Source organism: Streptomyces atratus, from assembly GCF_014648655.1.
Lineage (GTDB): Bacteria > Actinomycetota > Actinomycetes > Streptomycetales > Streptomycetaceae > Streptomyces > Streptomyces atratus.
In genome coordinates this window covers 152288-171620 of sequence record NZ_BMRN01000010.1, presented here as the reverse complement: position 1 = coordinate 171620, position 19333 = coordinate 152288, and the positions used below count along the sequence as shown (strand labels likewise).

The 19333-nt window shown below is 66.4% G+C and carries 9 protein-coding genes and 3 pseudogenes; 3 read left to right on the top strand and 9 right to left on the bottom strand.

Translation table 11 applies throughout. The annotated features are described in order from the left end of the window. Positions 1-5: 5 nt before the first annotated feature. The 8 genes and pseudogenes from IEZ15_RS19325 to IEZ15_RS44820 form a co-directional block, all read right to left on the bottom strand. Positions 6-686 (bottom strand): hypothetical protein, encoded by a 681-nt coding sequence (locus IEZ15_RS19325; RefSeq protein ID WP_189278390.1) that lies wholly within the window; start codon positions 684-686, stop codon positions 6-8. After that, on the bottom strand, positions 683-3745 hold the full coding sequence (dpdH, locus tag IEZ15_RS19320; RefSeq protein ID WP_189278388.1) for a protein DpdH: 3063 nt from the start codon (positions 3743-3745) through the stop codon (positions 683-685). Before dpdH ends, IEZ15_RS19325 begins: the two co-directional genes overlap by 4 nt. Next, positions 3738-4598, bottom strand: a complete 861-nt coding sequence (gene dpdG, locus IEZ15_RS19315; protein ID WP_189278387.1) for a protein DpdG — start codon at positions 4596-4598, stop codon at positions 3738-3740. Before dpdG ends, dpdH begins: the two co-directional genes overlap by 8 nt. A gap of 2 nt (positions 4599-4600) precedes the next feature. Beyond that, entirely contained in the window at positions 4601-7180 is a 2580-nt protein-coding gene (gene dpdF, locus IEZ15_RS19310; RefSeq protein ID WP_189278385.1) for a protein DpdF, read from the bottom strand. Next, positions 7177-10494, bottom strand: a complete 3318-nt coding sequence (gene dpdE / locus IEZ15_RS19305; RefSeq protein ID WP_189278383.1) for a protein DpdE — start codon at positions 10492-10494, stop codon at positions 7177-7179. The genes dpdF and dpdE overlap by 4 nt, the downstream gene beginning before the upstream one ends. A gap of 643 nt (positions 10495-11137) precedes the next feature. Continuing rightward, positions 11138-11576, bottom strand: a pseudogene (locus IEZ15_RS47660) (helix-turn-helix transcriptional regulator); the annotation flags it as partial. A 79-nt stretch (positions 11577-11655) separates the two neighbouring features. After that, positions 11656-11976 (bottom strand): annotated as a pseudogene (locus IEZ15_RS19295) (DDE-type integrase/transposase/recombinase); the annotation flags it as partial. Positions 11977-12218: 242 nt separating this feature from the next. Continuing rightward, positions 12219-12377, bottom strand: a complete 159-nt coding sequence (locus IEZ15_RS44820) for a hypothetical protein (protein WP_229845987.1) — start codon at positions 12375-12377, stop codon at positions 12219-12221. A gap of 263 nt (positions 12378-12640) precedes the next feature. Here IEZ15_RS44820 and IEZ15_RS19285 point away from each other — a divergent pair. The 3 genes and pseudogenes from IEZ15_RS19285 to IEZ15_RS19275 all read left to right on the top strand — a co-directional run. Further along, a pseudogene (locus IEZ15_RS19285) lies at positions 12641-13654 on the top strand (ISAs1 family transposase); the annotation flags it as partial. A 1386-nt stretch (positions 13655-15040) separates the two neighbouring features. Beyond that, positions 15041-15904 carry a M23 family metallopeptidase gene (locus tag IEZ15_RS19280; RefSeq protein ID WP_189278379.1) on the top strand — a complete coding sequence of 288 codons (864 nt, stop codon included), beginning with the start codon at positions 15041-15043 and terminating at the stop codon, positions 15902-15904. Between the two features lie 118 nt (positions 15905-16022). Further along, entirely contained in the window at positions 16023-17816 is a 1794-nt protein-coding gene (locus IEZ15_RS19275; RefSeq protein WP_189278377.1) for a class I adenylate-forming enzyme family protein, read from the top strand. 78 nt (positions 17817-17894) lie between these two features. Here IEZ15_RS19275 and IEZ15_RS19270 read toward each other — a convergent pair whose 3' ends face one another. After that, positions 17895-19172, bottom strand: coding sequence for a M6 family metalloprotease domain-containing protein (locus tag IEZ15_RS19270; protein ID WP_189278375.1), 1278 nt, complete (start codon positions 19170-19172; stop codon positions 17895-17897). Positions 19173-19333 lie beyond the last annotated feature (161 nt).

The window sequence follows — 19333 nt, the reverse complement described above, 5'->3', positions numbered from 1 at the left end:
GACCGTCAATCCGCCTTCCGGGTGACAGAGATCCAAGCGTCCTGATCGTATTCACGTAGCAACGCAATGTCACCCGTGCTCAGGTCGCGTAGCGTCAGCCCACCTCCGTCGATCCGCTCAATCAACTGGGCGAGTTCCGCTGGCACATCGCTGGGCGCGTGCTCCAAAAGGCGCGCCACATCCGCGTAAGCGGTATAAAAGGCACGGATCACAGTACCGTCGACGGTCTTGCGCTCGGCATGCCGGCGCATGTCCTGCAGCAATGCCTCCGCCTCACGGCGTTCCGCCGGAGCCAGGGCCGCGAAACGCACCGATGACACACCGCTCACACATACCCGCGCCCATACCACCCAGGCCTCCCGGATCACGGAAGCGAACTCCTTGGTGCAGGCCGCGAGGGCTTTTTGGGCTTCCGTGAACACCCGGTCGGCCGGAAGGCCACCACGCGATTTGTTCTCAAAACGCTCATACGCGCTCACCAGGGACGCCAGGTTTACCGACTGCCCCGTGCGCTCCTTGAGGAGCGCAGCAACTTCCACCTGCCCGGTGGCCTTCTCCAGCGCGCTGCGTACCTCTTCGATGCGCCGCACCACGCGCTCCTGCTGGGCGGCATCCTTCTGCGCTTCGGCAATGTGCCGCGCCTGATTTTGAAGAGCGCGCGCCTTGTCCAGAACCGATGTGCTCATGCCTCGCCCTCCGAAGCCACCTGGGCGTCCTGAGCGATTTGCTGCCAGGCGTCCATCAACCCTTCCATTTGCTGACTGGCGGTGCTAGCGGCTGTCTGCCCGCGCGCTTCGGCCGCCTGCAACGCATCACCAAGGAACGCATCCGCCTGCTGAAGCAGTTGATGCATGTCTGCCAGGTGGGGATCCCTGATCGGGACGACGCCCTGCAGCGCGGCGGATATCGCGGCAGGCACCTCAAGGTCGAGGGTGAGCTTGGTCAGGTCCCGTTCCAGGGCCGTCAAACTGGCCCAATCAGCGTCCTCGATCTTCTTAAACAGTTGGCGAATTGCTGGAACCTGGTTGCCGCCTTCCAGGCCCAACTCTGCCGCCACTCGCAGCGAGGCATCCAGTTGGCTCAGCATGTCAGTCGAGCGCTCTCCCCGCGGGAACCACTGTCGTAGTTCCTGCAGGAGAGAAGCCAACTGAGCATGCTGAGCGGGCACCAGTACGCGCCACCCTGTCAGCGGCTGCGCAGCCTCCTGCGCCCACCTGGGCAACTCGAGGTCATCCAAAACCCATTGCTCGGCGGCACGACGCAGCAGGGGCCGTGCCCGGGCCGCGTCGATGACCTGCACTGCGCCCGTTCCCTGCCCCACACCGAGCGCTCCGCGCAACTTGTCCACCAGAGTGCCTCGCTTGGCCAGATGACTAGCCAGACTCGTCTGCCATAGCGGTGTACGGGACGAAGCATCGGATCGCGACCAGGATTGGCCGGGGTGGAAGGCAGCAGCATACAACTGCGCCAGCGGCGTGCCAGGATGAGCGTGGCCGGCGAGCGCGGCGCCCATCAGCGACACACGTAGACCCGCTACCAGGTCATCATCGCCGACCTGGGACTGCTCAGTGACGCGTTCACGCAAGACGCGGGCATAGCGGTCAGCCATGCTCGACAGGCGCACGACGTCCTGAGGCCGCACCCCAACTGCGGACTCAGCACTCAGGGAGATCAGGCTTTTGAAGAATTCTGCGTTGGTGGGGGTGCGCTTGAAGATGACCGGCGAGTCACCTCGGGACAGCGCTTCAGCCGCGGCCTGCTCGATGGAGACGGTGTTCGCCTTGTTGGTCCAGCCTGCCTTTTCAGCATCATTCACGCCAAGCGGCTTCACCGGCGGGTGCAGCCAATCCTGACGGTAGAAGGCAGCTCGCGAGACCATCGAACGCACGGCGGAGGCTTCCGTCGTCGGCAGGCCGGCATCACCGGTGCTCCAACTCTCCACCAGCTCCAGACGCTTTTGCAGGCCCCGTGGCAGAGGCGAGTCACCGTCGACTGGCGGGTCGGCCACGGGACGCTTCACGGACGTCGATCGAGATGCCGGTGCGAGTGGCTTCGCGCGACTGGAGTCGACGGGAAGATCAGGCAGAGAGAAGGCGGTAGCGACACCCGAGTCGAGATTGACTAGTTCGGTGGGGCTGTCGGCCCAAAACTCCAAAAGTTTCTCACGGCGTGCGCCATCAACCTGGTCGAGATCCTCGATCTGTTCCCGCACTCGGCTTGCCAGTGGAAGGTCGTTGGCGTCGCGGTTGCTCTTGAAGCGGCTGCGGAACTGTTCGTCGGGGAACGAGCCCTCTTGGATGCTGTCGTAACCCTCGGTCAGGACAGGAATCAGGGCCCGACTGAGAACCCTCCGCGGTACAAAGGCGAGCGGCTGCCCGGTCGGAGCGATTGCGTGAACGGTCCGCCGTAGCGCAGAAAGGTTGAACGGATACAGCCCGTAACCTTCGATTGACTTGCCGAACGCGTCGTGACACGCGGTCTGGACTGGGCAGTCTTCGCACCGGTTGGGCACCGACTCCCCGGCGTGTGCCTCCAACTCCTTGCGTCCCACCCGGGCTGCGTTGAGGTAACGGCCGGCGAAGGAAGCGATGGCTTCCTCGCTGTCGTGGTCGTTCAGGACGAGGTCCAGGTTGTAGACGTGGCCGCCTGTGGAGGCCTCTATGCGGGTGCCGGCTGTCTCCGGTAGATCGTGGAAGTAACCGCTGGTGATGGCCATGAGCGTGCGCATCGGGGCGAGCACGGTGCGGCCCTCGCGCTGCGACGTCTCGGTGATCGCATCCAGCAGATCGCCCTGGACCCCCTGAATCAAAGCAAAGTCCTCGACCAGCAGGACGATCTCCTTGCCCTGCTGTGCGTAAATTTCACGCACCTTCTTCATCGCATCCAGGACGCGACCGCCGCCGAGGGAAGAGGTGGCCTGGACCGACTTCTCCCAATACTCGTTGAGCAGGTCCACGGCCGTGTCGCGCATCTCGGGCTTCGACAGCAGCAGTCTGAGCATGACCCTGGTTGGTGCGGCAACTCCGTCCATGGACGAGGCGATGCTGAGCGGCAGGTCGTCAACGCTGAAGTGGGGAGGGCGCTCAGCATCCGAACCGCGGTCGCTGAGCATGTGCTCGGCGAAGCGTGGAACGAACTTCCCCTTCTCCAGCATCTGCTCCTGGAGGACCGGGTCCTGCAGGATCAGCGCCAGACCCTTCGGGCCGGCCAGTTGCCGCTGCCGGCCCCGCAGCCCGGCAGAAGTGGTCCCCGCAAGTGCGAGCATCAACTCATTGATGAGTCGCAGAGTCAACGCGGGGGCATCCATGCTGCTGGTGGAGCTGCGTACATCCGCGCGGATCTTCGAGATCTCCTCGTCTTCGACACCCTCCAGCAGTGACTCGATCACGTGCCGCAGGCTGGTCTTGGACTTCTCGAGGTAGATGACTTTGCGTTTGCTCGACGCCGGGAGGTTCTCCCGCACCCAGCGGACCAGATGGGACTTTCCGGACCCGGACTCGCCGACGATCGGTAGGAGCACGGTCCCCGTTGCCGTCTTACGTCCCAGGAAATCCTTCAGGACATCCTTCTCGCTGACCATCTGGCCGGTGTTGTTGAACGTCCTTCCGCTGATCTCGGCGCGCTGGATCTGGAGGGGTGTATGGGTCGCCAAGAACACGGCGGATGAGGCCACCACTGCCTCGGTCTGGATCGTCGAGACGACCCGTTCGATGTCCCAGCAGACGTAGTCGCGCAGCTTAGGCATCGTCGCCCTCCAGCAGGGTGATGGATGAACAAATACGGACAGAAGTCCGTTCCGGGTCGTGGAGGTTGATGACCACGGAGGCGTCCGAGTCCTGGCCCAAGAGCAGCCAACCTTCGTGTTCGCCGCGCGCCAGGGCAAAGGAAAGGGCGGCACCTGCGACCTTCGGAGCATCAAGTGCATAACCCAGTGACGTAGCCAGTGCACCCCCTGGCAGCACCGGCAGCTGGCGGCGTAGCAACTGCAAGGCGCTCATGGAATCGGAGGGGCGGCCAACTTCCAGTCCATCGCTAAGCACCTGACGCACGGCACGCGTGCAATCCGGCACATGCCGGCTGGCCGTGTGAGATGCAGGCGCAAGCAGGCCCAGTGCGGTGCCCCAAGCGGCCAAGGAGGGCCACCGAGTGTCGTTCGCCAGCACCAGTTGACCATCGGGTGCTGAGCGGTTGTACAACTGATCGATGGTCGCCCAGTTGAAAGACTCTGTAAACGGATCTCTCGTCAAGATCCAGACAAGGGCGCGGCGGATGTCATCGGGCGGATCCGGCACCTCCCCCTTAACGCCCAAAACAGCCGTGCGTGCCACCCTTTGGAACCGCGCATAGTCATCCACGTCCATTTCTTCCAGCCCACCGGCGAGCGACCAGTCGTCATCTTCGGACCGGACCGCCAGGCCCAGATCTTTGAGCGTGCTCAAGGAGTGATGCACGGGGCCGGTGGTTTTTGCTTCGGCTTCCCCGGGCTCCAGGTACATGGTGATCGTCTTTTTGGGCGTGGGTTTTCCCTCTGCCGCCATGAAACGCACCAAGGTCCAGACGATTCCCGGGGGTGGGGTGGGGACGTTCAGCAACTGCATAGTCAGAGACCTTTTCTCGCATGCGGAAGGGGAAGCGTGGCCGCATGGGTGTCGAGGAGGAGGCGGCCGAGTCTGTCAGGATCTTCCGCCTTCTCCGGATGCAGCAGATACACAGGTTCGTCGTCCGACATGCGCGACCATACGTCGGCATCCACGACGGATGCGTCTTCCTTCTCCACCCACACCATCAGTCCACGAACCTCGTGGACAAGACTGTCGTCGTAGTCGAACACCACAGCAGTCGAGCCGGCCTCTTCCTGGATCTGGAACGCCTGGGTGGCGTCCAGACCGGGACCGCCGAAATAGGACACCCCGGCCCGTGCCAGTCGTATCAACAGGGGCATCAGTTCCGTGCGGCGTTCTTCGCTGCTGCGCCAGTACAGGCACAGACCGGGGCTGTGGGGGTGAAAAGGGGTGAGCGGCGCGGTGTCGCGTGGCCATTCGGCAATGTCCGGGTCCGGGGACAAAGGAGTGCGATACAGCGTTCCGGGGCCGGCGGGCGGCAGGCCGTGCCGACGGCAGGCAGGACATCCGCGGCATGCCGGCATCGTGTAGTAGCCGTTGACGGTGTAGTACGGCGCCAGGTCATCGGCCAGGCACCGCTCACGCAGCAGCAGTTGCTCCATCCGCATCAGGGCACGGTCCTGGGCCACCTTGATGTCTACGCGCACACGGTCGATGGCGGCAGCAAAATACTCGGGATTATTCGTCTGTCCGTCCTTGAGGTCGACATCGACCAGGTCGGGTGCCTGCTCGTAGAACGACGTCAGCCGTTGCTCCCATGCACGGTCGTCCTCGCCGTGTGCGCGTTGTGGGGCTTGGGGCGGGGAGATCTCGATCAGCCCGGCACGGACCATGAAGTTGAGGATCTGTTCGTTCCAACTGCGATGGCGCTTGTATCCCTCGGCAAGGCGCGCCGGCCGGTGCGTCAGGTTCAGCCGATACAAGGTGCCCTCTGTGGGAGGGCGCTTCAGGAACATGCCTTCATACCAGCGCTCCCAGGCGGTGGGGGCGGAGATGAGCTTTTGGCGGTTGAGGCTGTGCGCGATCTGGCGGTCTGAGGGGCAGGTGGCGAGATAGGCCAAAGAGGGGCTGCCGTCACGGCCGCCGCGCCCGACTTCTTGGTAGTAGCGATCCACCGTTTCCGGCAGGCACGCGTGGATCACCGTGCGCACATCACCAAGGTCGACTCCGAGTCCGAAGGCGGAGGTACCCACGATGACGTCGAACCGTGTCGAGACAGGCGTGTCATCGTTGCGTCCCGCCCACCCGGACAAAGCAGCCCGCCGCTCGTCTTCGGTCGAAGCACCATGCACCGTGGCCACCCGGTGCAACCCGGCGTCGCGTAGTCGCTGCAGCCACAGCTTGGCGTCGTCGCGCCGCGCCACATACAGCGCCATGGGCTTGGGTAGGCGGGTGACAGCCTCCAGCACGGCCTCTGTGCGCTCCTCCTCGGAGGGGAACGAATCCAAGAAGTAGGCCGGCTCTTGTCGCAATTCCGAGGCCCACACCATTTTTGCCCGCCGAGGGCGGGCGAAGAGGTTCTCCAGGGTACGCACCTGCTGCTGCGTGAGGGTGGCGCTCATGGCAACGGTGCGCGGCGCCCGCCCCGGCAGTGCCGCCGTCATCCAGGAGCGGCGCTGCGCGGCCAGGGATTGGAACGCTGTGCGGAAGTCGTTGCCCCACTGCTCGACCAGGTGGGCCTCGTCCAAAACGAGATAGTTGAGATGGCCTGCTTTGGCGGCCTCCAGCAAAGCTGCCTGCAGCCCCATGGTCACGGCCTCGGGGGAGGCCACCACGAGGGGTTGGCGTCCGGAGACGATGCTGTCGCGCATTTCTTGCTTGGCGGCAGCATCGAGCGAGCCGACATAGGCATACCGGCGCTGGGCAGCTTGGGGATCGTTGCGGCCCAGCAGGCTACGGATTCTGCGTTCCATGTCGATGGCCAGCACCACCGTGGGGACCACGAGCACCGACACGCCGCCATGGGCGCTGGTCAGCATGCACGCTGCCAGAGCCACCGGTGTCTTGCCGTGCCCGGTGGGCAGGCACACGATCGCGGTTTCCCCCGGTGGCATCATGGCGATTGAACGAGCAGCCTGTTGCTGGCCCCGCGACAAATAATGGTGGTAGTCCCACACATGGGTCCAGAAGGGGTCGGCCGGCGTGTGGTCCAACGCGCGCCGCATCGGGGAGTCGGTTCCCAAGACGGCATGCTGGACCTGGTCAAGCCCTGCTTCCTGTGCCGTGGCAGATTCTTCGGCCGGTGCCCACGTCACGCCCCGGAGCAAGACTCTTTCGTCGTCGAAGAGCGCATCACAGCCGCCCTCCCGCCACTGCTCGAGCGTCGGCAACCCGGCCCGCAGCGGGACTGGCAATCGGTCGGTGTTGCCCAGTGCTTGTGCCCGCAACAGAATCTGATGCGTCAGTGTGACGACGTCGCGCCATCCGCTGTCGCCGCTGTGCAGGCCGGCCAGCGTGTCGCCCAACCGGCGCACTGTCCCTTCCTGCGTAAGAGCCAAGGTGATGGTCGGCCACGCGGCAAACAGGTACCGGGCCTGCCCCCATTCGTCTTTGCTCATTTCTGTACATACTCCAAACCACGCCGTACGACACACGCCGCAGCGACGATGCGGATCACAGGACGGGACAAACCAGTGGCCAAGGTCTGCAAAATGGCCGCATCGGTCACCAGACCTTCGGTGTCTCCCACCAGGTGTCCGGCGGCGCGCCGCGCCCCGCACTGAGCATTGAGGACCGCTGCTACCTCCAGGGCCTGCTGTTGGGCTTCTTCGCAGGTGGCCGACAGATCTGTGTGCTGGCGCAAGAACGCCAGCGCAGTCTCGGCAGCCTCGCGGGCCATGGAGGCGGCAGCCTCCTGGCCGCCGAACAGAGCGAAGTACTCATCGGCGCGTGTGCTGTTGTAGTTGCGGTCGCCCTTGTTCTTGTCGTAGGGCCGATCCAGCCAGTCGCGCTGCGCCGGGTGGGTTACCGCCCGGTTGGTTCCCCCTTCCACCCATACCCGACGCACGAAGGGAGCCAGGATGCGGTCCGCCTGCCGGTGCAGGGCACGCGCGGCATCCGGGCTGTCTTCCACACACGACAGGGCGGCCGTGACATCGGCTTCAACGAGAAAGTCGAAGCCGTAGTACGGCTGGGGCTCCTCACCACAAGGCATCGCTCGGTCGATCCGGCGAAAGACGGCGCTTTGGCCCAGGTCGTCGTTGAGGACCGCTTCACTGAGCAGGTCTACCAGCGGGTTGCCCAGCCGGAACAGCCGCGTGCCAGGATGCCGCAGTGCCGGTGAACGGTTGAACAAGCCGAGTGCCAACGCGTCATCACTGATCCGCTGCTGTACCTGCTGCCAGTGCCGAGGCGCCAGCATGGGGTGCGCAGTCCGCACGCTGAACTGCACCGCCGCTGCGCCGTCCACCGAGCGCGTCACGTGCGGCAGCTTGATCCCTCCGTCGTCCGCAGCGGTGTAGCCCAACAGCGCCGACTGGATCTGGCCCCAGTCCGTTTCCGCTTCGATCAAGGATGCCGGCACGCTGCGCAGCCCCTGGCCCGCTGCATGGATGGACTCCAGAAGGTCCATCTTGGCGATCTCATGCTGCTCCTCACGTAGTCGTCCCCGCACCCTGTCCCGCTGCGCCAGCAGCCCTTCCGGGCCGGAGACAAAGGCATGCGCCCACACCTCTTCAAGGGACTGGGCAATGGCATCCTGCAAAGTCGAGGTGGAGACATCAAAAACCTGGTAGCCCTCGGTCAACAACGTCGCCCACGCCTCGGTGAAAGAGCCGTCGCTGCCGCTCTCGTCTGCCAGACGGAACTGCGTGGCGGGCACGTCCGCTCCTGCCCCTTGTGCACCGGGGTAGCGGTCGACCCGCCCCATTCGCTGTTCCAACTGGTTGGCGGACCAAGGCAGCCGCAGATGGAAGACGCCATCGGCTACCTGCAGGTTCAGACCGTCCTCGGCGGAGTCGTCTGCAAGGAGCAGCGCCTGTCCCGTGGCTATCGACCACGCGGTCAGCGCATCCGCGGAAGGTCCTGGCCCTTGGCGGTGCGTGTGTTCGGCCACCGTCAGACGGCCGAAGCAGTTGCGTAGATATTCGGCCAGGTGACCGGCCAACGGCCCCGGTCCGCAGAAGATGACCGACTTCTTCAGCCGGCGCAGGTGCGGCAGCAGGGCATCGACGATCGCCTGCAGGTCCTGTCGGGCAGGGGAGTGGTCTTGTTCTTCCACGCTGCTCAGCAGGCTGCGCTCCTCAGCCAGCACCGGGGCCACGGCCAGCAGGGCCACTTCCCGCGTACTCAAGCCGGCTCGCTGCGCAGCGGCCTGATCGGTGTGCACGCGCCACCGCAGTACGTCCACGACGTCCCCCGGCCACACCGTCGCCCGTGCCGCAAGGACCGCCAGGACCATGCCATAGGCAGCGCTGTGGTTGTCGGTGGTTTCCTCGTTGTCCAGATGGTCGCGCACCTGACTCCACCAGCGCAGGACCAACTCTTCCCCTGCTTCGCCGGTGCCTGAGGGAGCGTGGATGAGCGTGGGCTGCTTCCGGCCTCGCACCGCATACGCCAATCCCACTGCGTCCGGGTCGGTGCTCTCCCGCAGTACCGCCTCGCGGCGATGCCGGATCACCCGCCGGTGAATGCGGTAGGTCTCGCTGAGATGCGCGCGCACCTGCGCGACCCGGTAGCTGAACTCGCCCCGCAGCGCGCCATCAACCAACTCGTCTTCGTCGTCCAGCAACGCCAGGACATCCTGAGCAAGTTGGTGATAACGAGTGTCGCTGTCTGGGAGCAACTTGGCGATGTCCTCGAGGCTGTCGCGGATCACGTAGTTCAAATCCGGATCAAGCGACTGGACACTGTCAGCTAGGGCCGAGCGCATCACATAACGCTGCTCGAACTCTTTCTGTCGATCCCACCGGTACAGTTCGGGATCCAGCAAGTGCAGCAGGCCCAGGTTGGTCAGGTAGTGAGAGGTGACGGGCGTCGCAGACAGCAGCAGCAATCGCTCCGCGGAGTGCGCAAGCGCACAAAGTTCCCGATACGGCGACTGCTGCGGGCCCGACTGCACCAGAGCGTGCGCCTCATCCACGACAACGAGCGCAAAACCCGCGTAAGCCTGCCATTCATGCGGTGTCTCATGCGAGGTGACGACCAGTCGCTCCAGCGGGAAGTCCCCGGTGTGGAACTTCTCCTGAAGTTCCCGCAGCCACTGCCGGCGCAGCGCCGCGGGAGAGACGATCAACACCCGCGCAGCCGGATCATCCAGCAGGACCTGCCGGATCACGTATCCCGCCTCGATCGTCTTGCCCAGGCCTACCTCGTCGGCCAGCAGATAACGCTGTACGGGGTCAGACAACACCGTCAAAGCGGCCTCGACCTGATGCGGGTAAATCTCCACCGAAGAGGACAAAAAAGCGCCCATACCCGCGCACGCGCCACGTTGCTGCACCAGACTGCGCAACATCGGCAGTCGGCCCTCCCGGAAGGGAGCCGTACTGCCTCCGCGCACTGCGAGATTGGCCACGGGGTCCTGCACCGGACGATCCCAGCGGACATAAAGATCGCCTACGGTAACCGGGAGATCGTAGTCCGCGTTAGGAAACCGCACGATGTACTCACGCTCACTGGCGTGAACTATCCGCCCCGCGTTCCAAGACCCGTTCGGGCTCCTCCACCAGATGCGCTCCTCGCGCTCCAGGAGCACCCGATGGATCAGTTGATTCGCAACCCACTGCGACTGTGCGATGACCGAAACCGGCGACTCGAAGTAGTCGACGCGGACGCGTTCCCCGTCTACCTCCCCAATCTTGCCGATCCCTGGACCGCCCGGTACCCGAACAAAAGCACCGCGCCTGATGTCGCTCGCGTGACCGTACTTCATGATCTTGCCCCCACCTGCTGTGTGGCCCGCCCCCCCAAGGCGCCATGGCCACATATCCTTCACTATTTGAGCACGTGATCTACGGGTTGTTGAACCCTTAAGGGTGCAGCTATTTCGGCGTGGAGACGCGATGGCACCCTTAAAGGTGTAGCGTGCAACGGATGATAGAGGGCGGAAGTCTCCCCTCTGTCGCTGTTCCTGTAGGTCGGACGCCGCAAGGGGCGACACCCCATGTATTCGGTCGGACGGGAAGGCTCGGGCGTAGCCAACGCCACTGCGTCGACTATGCCTGCCCTGGGTCGAGAGGTCACGTCCTCCCAAAGTCTCATGTTTTCCGCCTCAATGGACGACGCTGCCCGACTTGGCAACCCACGTATTGCGTCCTCCGGTGGACTCTTGAACGGCGCAGGCGCACCGTCCTCCATGACTTGGGGGCGCCGACGGGACGGTAACTGGCGGCCGTTCGCGTCATCTCCCCGACACGTTGACGGCACAACGTCTACCGCATGCCACTGACAACGGCTGAGTACGGCTCCTGGTTGCGTCCCGCTGAGTGGTGTAGCTCTGTGGGCCACGCGGCTCTGCTCCATGCCGTCGTGGAGAATGCAGGTCGGATCGCCTCTGGGGCGGTGGTGCTGCTCGCGGGCCTCACAGAAATCCGGCATGGAGTCCGCCGTACTTCCGCATTGACCTGTATCAATTGTGCAATCGAGGCCCGGTAGTTGAGCTGGCCGCCACGTGTGCCTACGTTGCGCCGCAGCTCCCGCGAGACGGTCGACGGTGACCTGCCCAGCCGACGCGCGATCTCGCGCACCCCTCGCCCTGGGCCATGAGTAGCGCGATCTCCTCACGCTCTGCGAACGACAGGTACCTGCCCGATGGCGGGCTGAGCTGGATCGACGGCATGCCGCCACGCTCGCGGAACCACCGTGAACCAACCGGCCCCGACACGCTGCACGCGATCGCCGCGTCCTCGCTGTCAGGACCCCGGCGATCTTCACCCAAAACGCCCGCTCCACATCCCGACGGACCGGAGGCCGCCCCGGCGAACACATCGCCGGACGCCCCGTCAACGTCGTCATCCATCCCACTGGTCTTGCCATGCAACACCTCCACGATCAGGTGTTGCGACGACCCGTTGAATCCACCCTCGCTGCCGCGGTCGGAATGGAACATCACGCCACGGACGTCACCGCTGCGGGTGGCCGCTGCAATGTTCAGCGCGGCCACGACCAGGTCCGCGTCGTGGTGGGCACTCATCGCATAGCTGAGCAGGCGCCGGGAGAACAGGTCGATCACCGTGGCGAGGTAGGGCTTGCCCTCCTCGGTGGCGATCTCCGTCGTGTCGCCCGCCCAGGCGAGATCGGGTTCCTCGGCGGTGAAGTCCCGCTGGACGAAGTCCGGTGCAGCCGGCCGTTTCCCCGGCCTGGCCAGCCCGCTTCGGCGTCTGACCGCTCCGGCGACGAGGCCGAGTTCGGCCATCGGCTTCGCGACGGTGTTCATCGAGACCCGCCAGCCCTTGCGGACCAGCAGGATGAAGATCTCCTTGATCTCGTTGGCCAGCCGCTGTCTGCGCAGTTCACGCACGGTGGGCCTGCGGTCGCACCACTTGTGGAACCATGACTCGCTCACGCCAAGAGCGCGGCAGAGACGGTGTGCGGGATGCCGTGCCCGGTCCTGTTGTCGCTGATCACCCCCAGCCACGGCGGCCGGGTCCGCCACAGCTACTTCACCCACAGGACCATGCAGCGTTTAAGGACATCACGCTCCATCCCCAGCTCCTTGTTCTCCTTCTTCAGTACCGCGTTCTCCGCCATCAGCCGGGCGTTCAACGCGTCTTCGCCCTCCGGCGTGGCCTTCTCGGCCCGCTTTGCCCGCGACACCCAGCTCGCCAGGGCGTCTCGTTGGTCCCCCGGTTCTGAGCGACCTCGGGGACCGGCTTCCCGGTCTCCGTCCCGATGCGTACCGCCCCCTCACGAAACTCCGCCGTGAATTTCCGACGCTTCTCCGCCATCAGGGCTTCGGCGTAGTCAGCCCTGGTCCGGTTTGTGACGGTTCGTTGACCGGCGGGCGTCCCGGAGGCAGGACAGGCACGGATTTCCAAGATCATGGAGTTCTCTACGCCCCGTGACCTGCCTGGAAGACCGTGCCTGCCGACGCGTCATTGCCGATTCCGCCTGCCCTTGACCAGCTCCGCGAGCAGCCCGGCGTCGGGCCCGGGGAGGTGGCGGGCCTGCTGGAACGGCTGGCCGAGGTGCCGGACCCACGGGACCCTCGCGGTGTGCGGCACGCGTTCGCCGTTGTCCTCGCCCTGGCCGCGTGCGCGGTGCTGGCGGGGGCGACTTCGCTGCTGGCGGTCGGCGAGTGGATCGCGGACGCGCCGCCCCAGGTGCTGGATCGGCTCGGTGTGCGCCCCGATCCGGTGCTGCCCAGGCGGCTGGTGCCGGCCGAGACGACGGTGCGCCGCCTGCTCGCGCGCGTCGACGGCGACGCCCTGGACCGGGCGGTGGGCGGCTGGCTCGCCGACCGCTGTCTCGCCGGCTCCGGGTTGCGCGGACTGTCCGTGGATGGCAAGTCCCTGCGCGGCGCGGCCAGGGCGAGGGGACGGAAGATCCACCTTCTTGCGGCGGTGGAGCACAACACCGGCCTGGTCCTGGCCCAGCTCGACGTCGGCGAGAAGACCGGCGAGACCGCTTGCTTCCAGCCGCTGCTGGACACCGTCGCCGACCTGGCCGGGACGGTCGTCACCAGCGACGCACTGCATACCCAGCGCGAGCACGCCGGCTACCTTCTGGGCCGCCGGGCCCACTACATCGCGATCGTCAAGGGCAATCAGAAGAAACTGCGCAAGCAGCTGAAGTCCCTTCCCTGGAAGGGCATCCCTCTCCAGGGCCGCACGCGCGGCAGCGGCCACGGCCGCGCGGAGATCCGCCGAATCAAGGTCGCCACCGTGAACAACCTGCTCTTTCCGGGCGCCTGCCAGGCCGTCCAGATCAAGCGCCGCCGCACCGACCGCAAGACCGGCAAGACCACCGTCTACGCGGTGACCAGCCTGACCGCCGAGCAGGCCGCCCCCGCCCGGCTCGCACAGCTGGTCCGGGACCACTGGAAGATCGAGGCCCTGCACCACGTCCGCGACACCACCTTCGCCGAGGACGCCTCCCAACTGCGGACAGGCAATGCACCCCGGGCGATGGCGACCTGGCGCAATCTCGCCATCGGCGCCATGCGCCTGGGCAGCGTCAAGAACATGGCCGCCGGCCTCCGCCGCAACGCACGCAACGCCTGCCGACCCCTCGCGTTCCTCGGCCTCGCATGATCACAAACCGGACGTCATCCAGTCTTTGCCGAAGCCTTGGGTCCGACGGCTGAGGTTCATCTACTCTGTCGTCATGGCATGCAGGGTATGTGGACTCGGTGGGCACAACAATCGCACATGTCCGGGTGAACACCCCACGTGTCCGAACTGCGGTAAGCCGACAGCCAACATGAGCAACTACTCCGAGCGACACGACAGCGATTACTGCTCTCCGTTTACCTCCTCCGATTGCTGGGGTGACGCGCGGTGACAGCGCTTGTCTGTACAGGGTGTGACGATCCCGTCGAGAACGCGACTGACTGGGACGACGAGTCTCAGATGTGCAGCGCTTGTTATGAAGTCAGCGGCGGCCCCACGTACTGCTGCGGCGTTATGTACGACGATGGCGAAGACACCTGTAGGAGTTGCGGCGACCCGCTTTAAGAGACCGTTGTGCTCCAACGCTGCGTCGCGGGCCTGCGAGGCAACGCCCGCGATCCCCGATGGCCCCTCGCACTCCTCGGCCTCGGATGATCACAAACCGGACGCAACGCGACTACGTCGAGGCCCTGTCTCTGCCATGACAACTAATCCCCTGCTGTCACGGACTCCACGCTACGAGGGGAACCTCGCGTAGCTCCTCACCAGGCGACGGCGAGGTTGTGCGTGGTGGCTACGGCCTGGACGGCCTTGGGGGTGACTGGGTGAACGCGGGGCCGGTGTGCAGCCTTGGAACACGTCATCCCCGTGTAGGTCTGGTCAGCCTGGAGGGGCGTGCACGCTGGGGGCGTTTTGAATTCCGGGGGAGGTCGTTTTCACTCCCAGAGAGCCAAGCCGGTGACCTGCGTCTCGAGAGTTTTCGACAGATCCCACGAAGGCGAGGCGGGGATCTGTCGGAAAGCGTGTCCGGAGCCCGGCCCGGGTGGGCGGTGGGATTCAGATGGACTGCCGACAGGGTTGTGGTGGTCCAGCCGGTGAGGGCCGTGCCGCCGCGAACAGTGTAGCGGGTGGGTGCGGCCCGTACCGGGGGGTGGGGATTCGAATCCTGGCCTTTCGGGGGGTCTCTTCCTCTCGCGAAGGACGTCCGGTGACTGTAAAGCGATGGTCAATGAAAGGTAAAGTCGGTGGGGGTGTACCAGCAGGCGGGGTCGACGTTCTCGGCGAGATCGCCGTGAGTCCAGCGTGCACCTGCGTGGCCGGACGCGTCGTCAACCGAGGTGCCGCAAGCGGCTTACGGATGGAGTGCGCATGCTGTTGGGAGTGTGGAAGCGGCACGGCCTGATCTTCGGTGCCGGGGTGCTGTGCGTCGTGGTGAACAAGCAGGGCCTGGGTCCTCTCTGGTACACCGGCGTCGCGCTGCTCGCTGTCGGCGGGCTCATGCGCTGGACCCTGGCGCGCAGCCAGGGTCCGCCCCGGGGGCAGGTGCCGGTGCCGGTTCAGGTGCCCGTGGCCGGTCGCTGGATGGTGCTCAATGGTCCCGGCACGAAGGTCCCCAGCCATGTGCACAGCCACGCGCAGACATACGCCGTCGACCTGAAGTACGACCCGGCCCCGGGCGAAGCGGACTCGCCCGCGGCGCCGCCGTTCCGCCGGCTCCGGCCGTTCGGGCGGAGTCCCGGGCTCTATCCCGCCTTCGGCATGCCGGTGCTGGCGCCGGGCGATGGGGTCGTCGTGGCGACCGCGAGCAGGCAGCGCGATCATCTGTCCCGGTCGTCCCTGCCCGGCTTCGCCTACCTCTTCGTGGAGGGATTCGTTCGCAGCCTGGGGTGGCCCTGCCACCTCTTGGGGAACTACATCCTGCTGGACCTCGGGAATGGCGTGTATGCGGTCTGCGCCCATCTGCGGCGCGGCTCCCTCCGGGTGGCTGTGGGCGACCGGGTGACGGGCGGTCAGGAGATTGCCGAGTGCGGAAACTCCGGAAACTCCTCCGAGCCGCACCTGCACTTCCAGCTCATGGACGGTCCCGATGTCATGACCGCGCACGGCCTGCCGTTCGAATGGCGCTACCGCGACGACGGGATGGAGCGGACCGGGGTGCCCGAGGACTTCGCCCATGTCGTTCGGGTGCCGTCTCGCGGCGCCCTCGCGCCTCGTCCGGATGACTCCGTTTGAACCTCGTCGGGCGGGATCTCGGCCGAGGGGAGACGGGGGCCGGACGGTTGTCTTGACGAGGGGCGGGGGCGGGCATACCGTCGCGAATGTACTGAGCAAGCGCTTAGAGAGGTCGTTCGTGCCGCACACCGACCCGACCCCCGCCACCCCCGACCCGGATGCCCAGGCATCGGCCGCTGACGCAGAGGCCGCCGCGGATGCCGTCGCTCGTATCGAAGCCGCGCTCACCGGGCCGGGAGCGCCGTTCGCCGTGGTGCGGGTGGAGGACGGGGTCAATGCGGGCTCGCTCGTGTACGCGGACGGTCCCAGGACGCTCCGTGAGTTCGTGGAGGCCACCTGGGCCTTCGGGGACCGGCCGTTCCTGATCGCGGGGGAGCGCAGCTACTCGTACGCCGAGTTCTTCGCCGCCGCGTCCGCGCTCGCGTGCCGGATGACCGGGACGTACGGGCTCCGCCGGGGTGACCGGGCCGTCGTCGCGATGCGTAACCACCCGGAGTGGCAGATCGCCTTCTGGGCCGCGCAGCTGGCCGGTCTGGTCGCCGTACCGCTCAATGCCTGGTGGACCGAGGACGAGTTCACGTACGCGCTGGACGACTCCGAGCCGAGGGTGCTCCTGGTGGACGGCGAGCGTCTGCCCAGGGTCGCCGGGTGGGCGGCGAAGAACGGGGCGCGCGTGGTCGTCTTCCATGAGGAGGGGGCGGTTCCGGACGGCGTCGAGCGGTACGAGGACCTGCCCGCGCCCGATCCGCTCGCCGCGCCCCCCGAGGTGGAGATCCTGCCCGAGGACGACGCGACGATCATCTACACCTCCGGCACCACCGGCCGGCCCAAGGGCGCGGTCGCCACGCATCTCGCCCAGGTGGGGGCCGCACTCAACCCGCGCTACCACGCGGCCGCCTCCATGCTCGGGCGCGGGATCATCCCGGGGCAGGGGCCCGCCCCGGTGTCGCTGCTGACGTTCCCGTTCTTCCATGTCGCCGCGTTCACCGGTTTCTACGCGGCGATGGCGGCGGGCGGCACGCTCGTCCTGATGCGGAAGTGGGATGCCGAGGAGGCGCTGCGGCTGATCCGTGAGCACCGCGTCACACACTACGCGGGCGTCCCGGCGACCGCGCTCCAGTTGCTCGCCGCGGCCGAGCACGCGGGCGACGGCCTGGAGAGCCTCCAGATGCTGAGCACCGGCGGGGCCGCCGCCCCGCCCGACCTCGTCGCGCAGCTGACCGCCCGCCACGGCGACCGGATCGAGCCCCGCAACGGCTACGGCCTGACCGAGACCAGCGGTGGCGTCCTGGCGAACTTCGGCGCCGAATACCGGCTCCACCCCGCCGGCGTCGGCCGTCCGACGCCCGCCACCGAGGTGCGGATCGCCGGTCCTGCGGGCGAGCCGCTGACCGAGGGCGAGGTCGGTGAGCTGTGGCTGCGTGGCCAGTCCCTGGTCCGCGGCTACTGGCGGGACGAGGCGGCGACCGCGCAGGCGTTCACCGACGGCTGGTTCCGGACCGGTGATCTCGCGGTGGTGCACGAGGGGCGGGTCAGTGTCGTCGACCGGATCAAGGACATGGTGATCCGCGGCGGGGAGAACGTGTACTGCGTGGAGGTCGAGGCGGCGCTGCACGACCACCCGGACGTCGAGGACGCGGCGGTGCTGGGAGTGGCGCATCCGGTCCTGGGCGAGGAGGTCGCCGCCGTCGTCCGGCTGCGGGCCGGTGCCACGGTCACGGTCGAGGAACTGCGGGCGCACGTCGGGCGGAGTCTGGCCGCGTTCAAGGTCCCGGCCCATGTGCTCGTACGCGATGAACCGCTGCCCCGGAATCCGACCGGGAAGATCCTCAAGCGGGAGTTGCGCGGGTCTGTCGAGGCGGAGGTGCGGCGGGCGGTCGGGGCGAGTGATCACGGGCGGTCGGGCGAGTGATCGCGGGCGGTCGGATGAGTGGACTCCGTTGGGCGGGAGAGAGTGATCACGGGCGGTCGGGGCGAGTGATCATTGTGGTCAGGGGCGAGTGATCCGGACGCGGTAGTCCCCCTTGTCGTCTTTGTCGATCACGGATATGCGTATCCCACTGGCCCGGTCGGTGAAGGTCTCGCCCGGCTCGTAGGGGGCGTCGGAGAGCTCGGCGTGCACATTGGGCTGCCGGGTGCAGCCGCTGCTGCCCTTGGTGCTGTCCGCCACGGACACCGGTCCCTGACCGGTGTCGACGTCCGAGCTCACCTTGTAGATCAGCACGCCGGGCCGGCAGACCGCCTGGTCGTTGCCCGCCCGGGTCCGTACCTCCACCGCGTAGCCGGACTCACTGCTCAGCGGTATGAACGCCAGCTTCGTGCCGCCCTTGGTGGCCAGTGGTTCCAGGACGTGGTCGCTGGTGCCGGGCTTGGAGGCACAGCTGATCTGCTTGTTGTCCAGCCAGCCGAGCTTCCACTTGTGCCAGCCCAGCAGATCGTTGTTGACCCCCCAGTCCTCGGACATGATGTCCCAGTGCCCTACCGAGCCGCCGCCCTCCAGGGTGTAGAGGTCGGGAAGGCCGAAGATGTGGCCGTTCTCGTGCGGCAGGACGCGGTATCCGGTCTGTGCGTACGACCCGGAGCCGTCGTCCTGGCGGCTGTAGATGAAGGACGCGTTGGTGAGCGGGACACCGTCCGCGTGCGGTGCGTCGGCATTGCCGGAGAACGTCACGGACAGGACGGTGTCCAGGGCGGAGGGTCCGGCGTTCGGGGTGACCAGGATGTTGACCAGGTCGTACGTGCTGAAGTCGACCTTCGGGTCGGCTGCGGCGACTATGTCCTCGGCGAGGCGGTGGTAGCCCGGCTCGTACGGTGATCCGCGGTCTATCCCGTACTCCGAGAACGGCAGTGGCATCCGCAGCCAGGACTTCACGGGGGCGTCGGGGGTGTAGGTGAGCCGCCCGTACGAACCGGTCCGGAACCACTTGGTGGTCTGCGGAAAGAATTCGGCGTACCGGTCCATCGCCGGCCCGGGGCCCGGCGCGTCCGGGAAGTCGATCATCAGGTTGAGGGCGCGAATCCTGCCCGTGGAGCGGGCGTAGCCCGCCGGAGTCGGTATGCCTTCCGACATCTGTACGCCCATGGTCACCGGTATCCGGCACGGGGCGATCCCCGCCGGACGGGCCGCGGTCACCGGGCCGGCCGAGGTCCGGCTGGGTATCGGGAGATTGCTGCTGGCCGTGGTCGTTGCGGCAATGACCAGGGCTGTTGCCGAGCCGAGAGCGATCGGGTGGCGGTGCCTGCGTATCCGGTGGCGGGTCTTCTGCATATAGGCGCCTCGGGGTCCGCGGCAGCCGGCCGACCCCGACTGCCCTCTGCGGATCAGCCTGTGACGGGTGGTGCGGCACCGCTCGCTGGGTGCGCCGATCGGTTGGTTTTCCCGTTCCGGGGGTGTGGGTCAGGTCACATTGTGGTGGGAAATAACCGGGG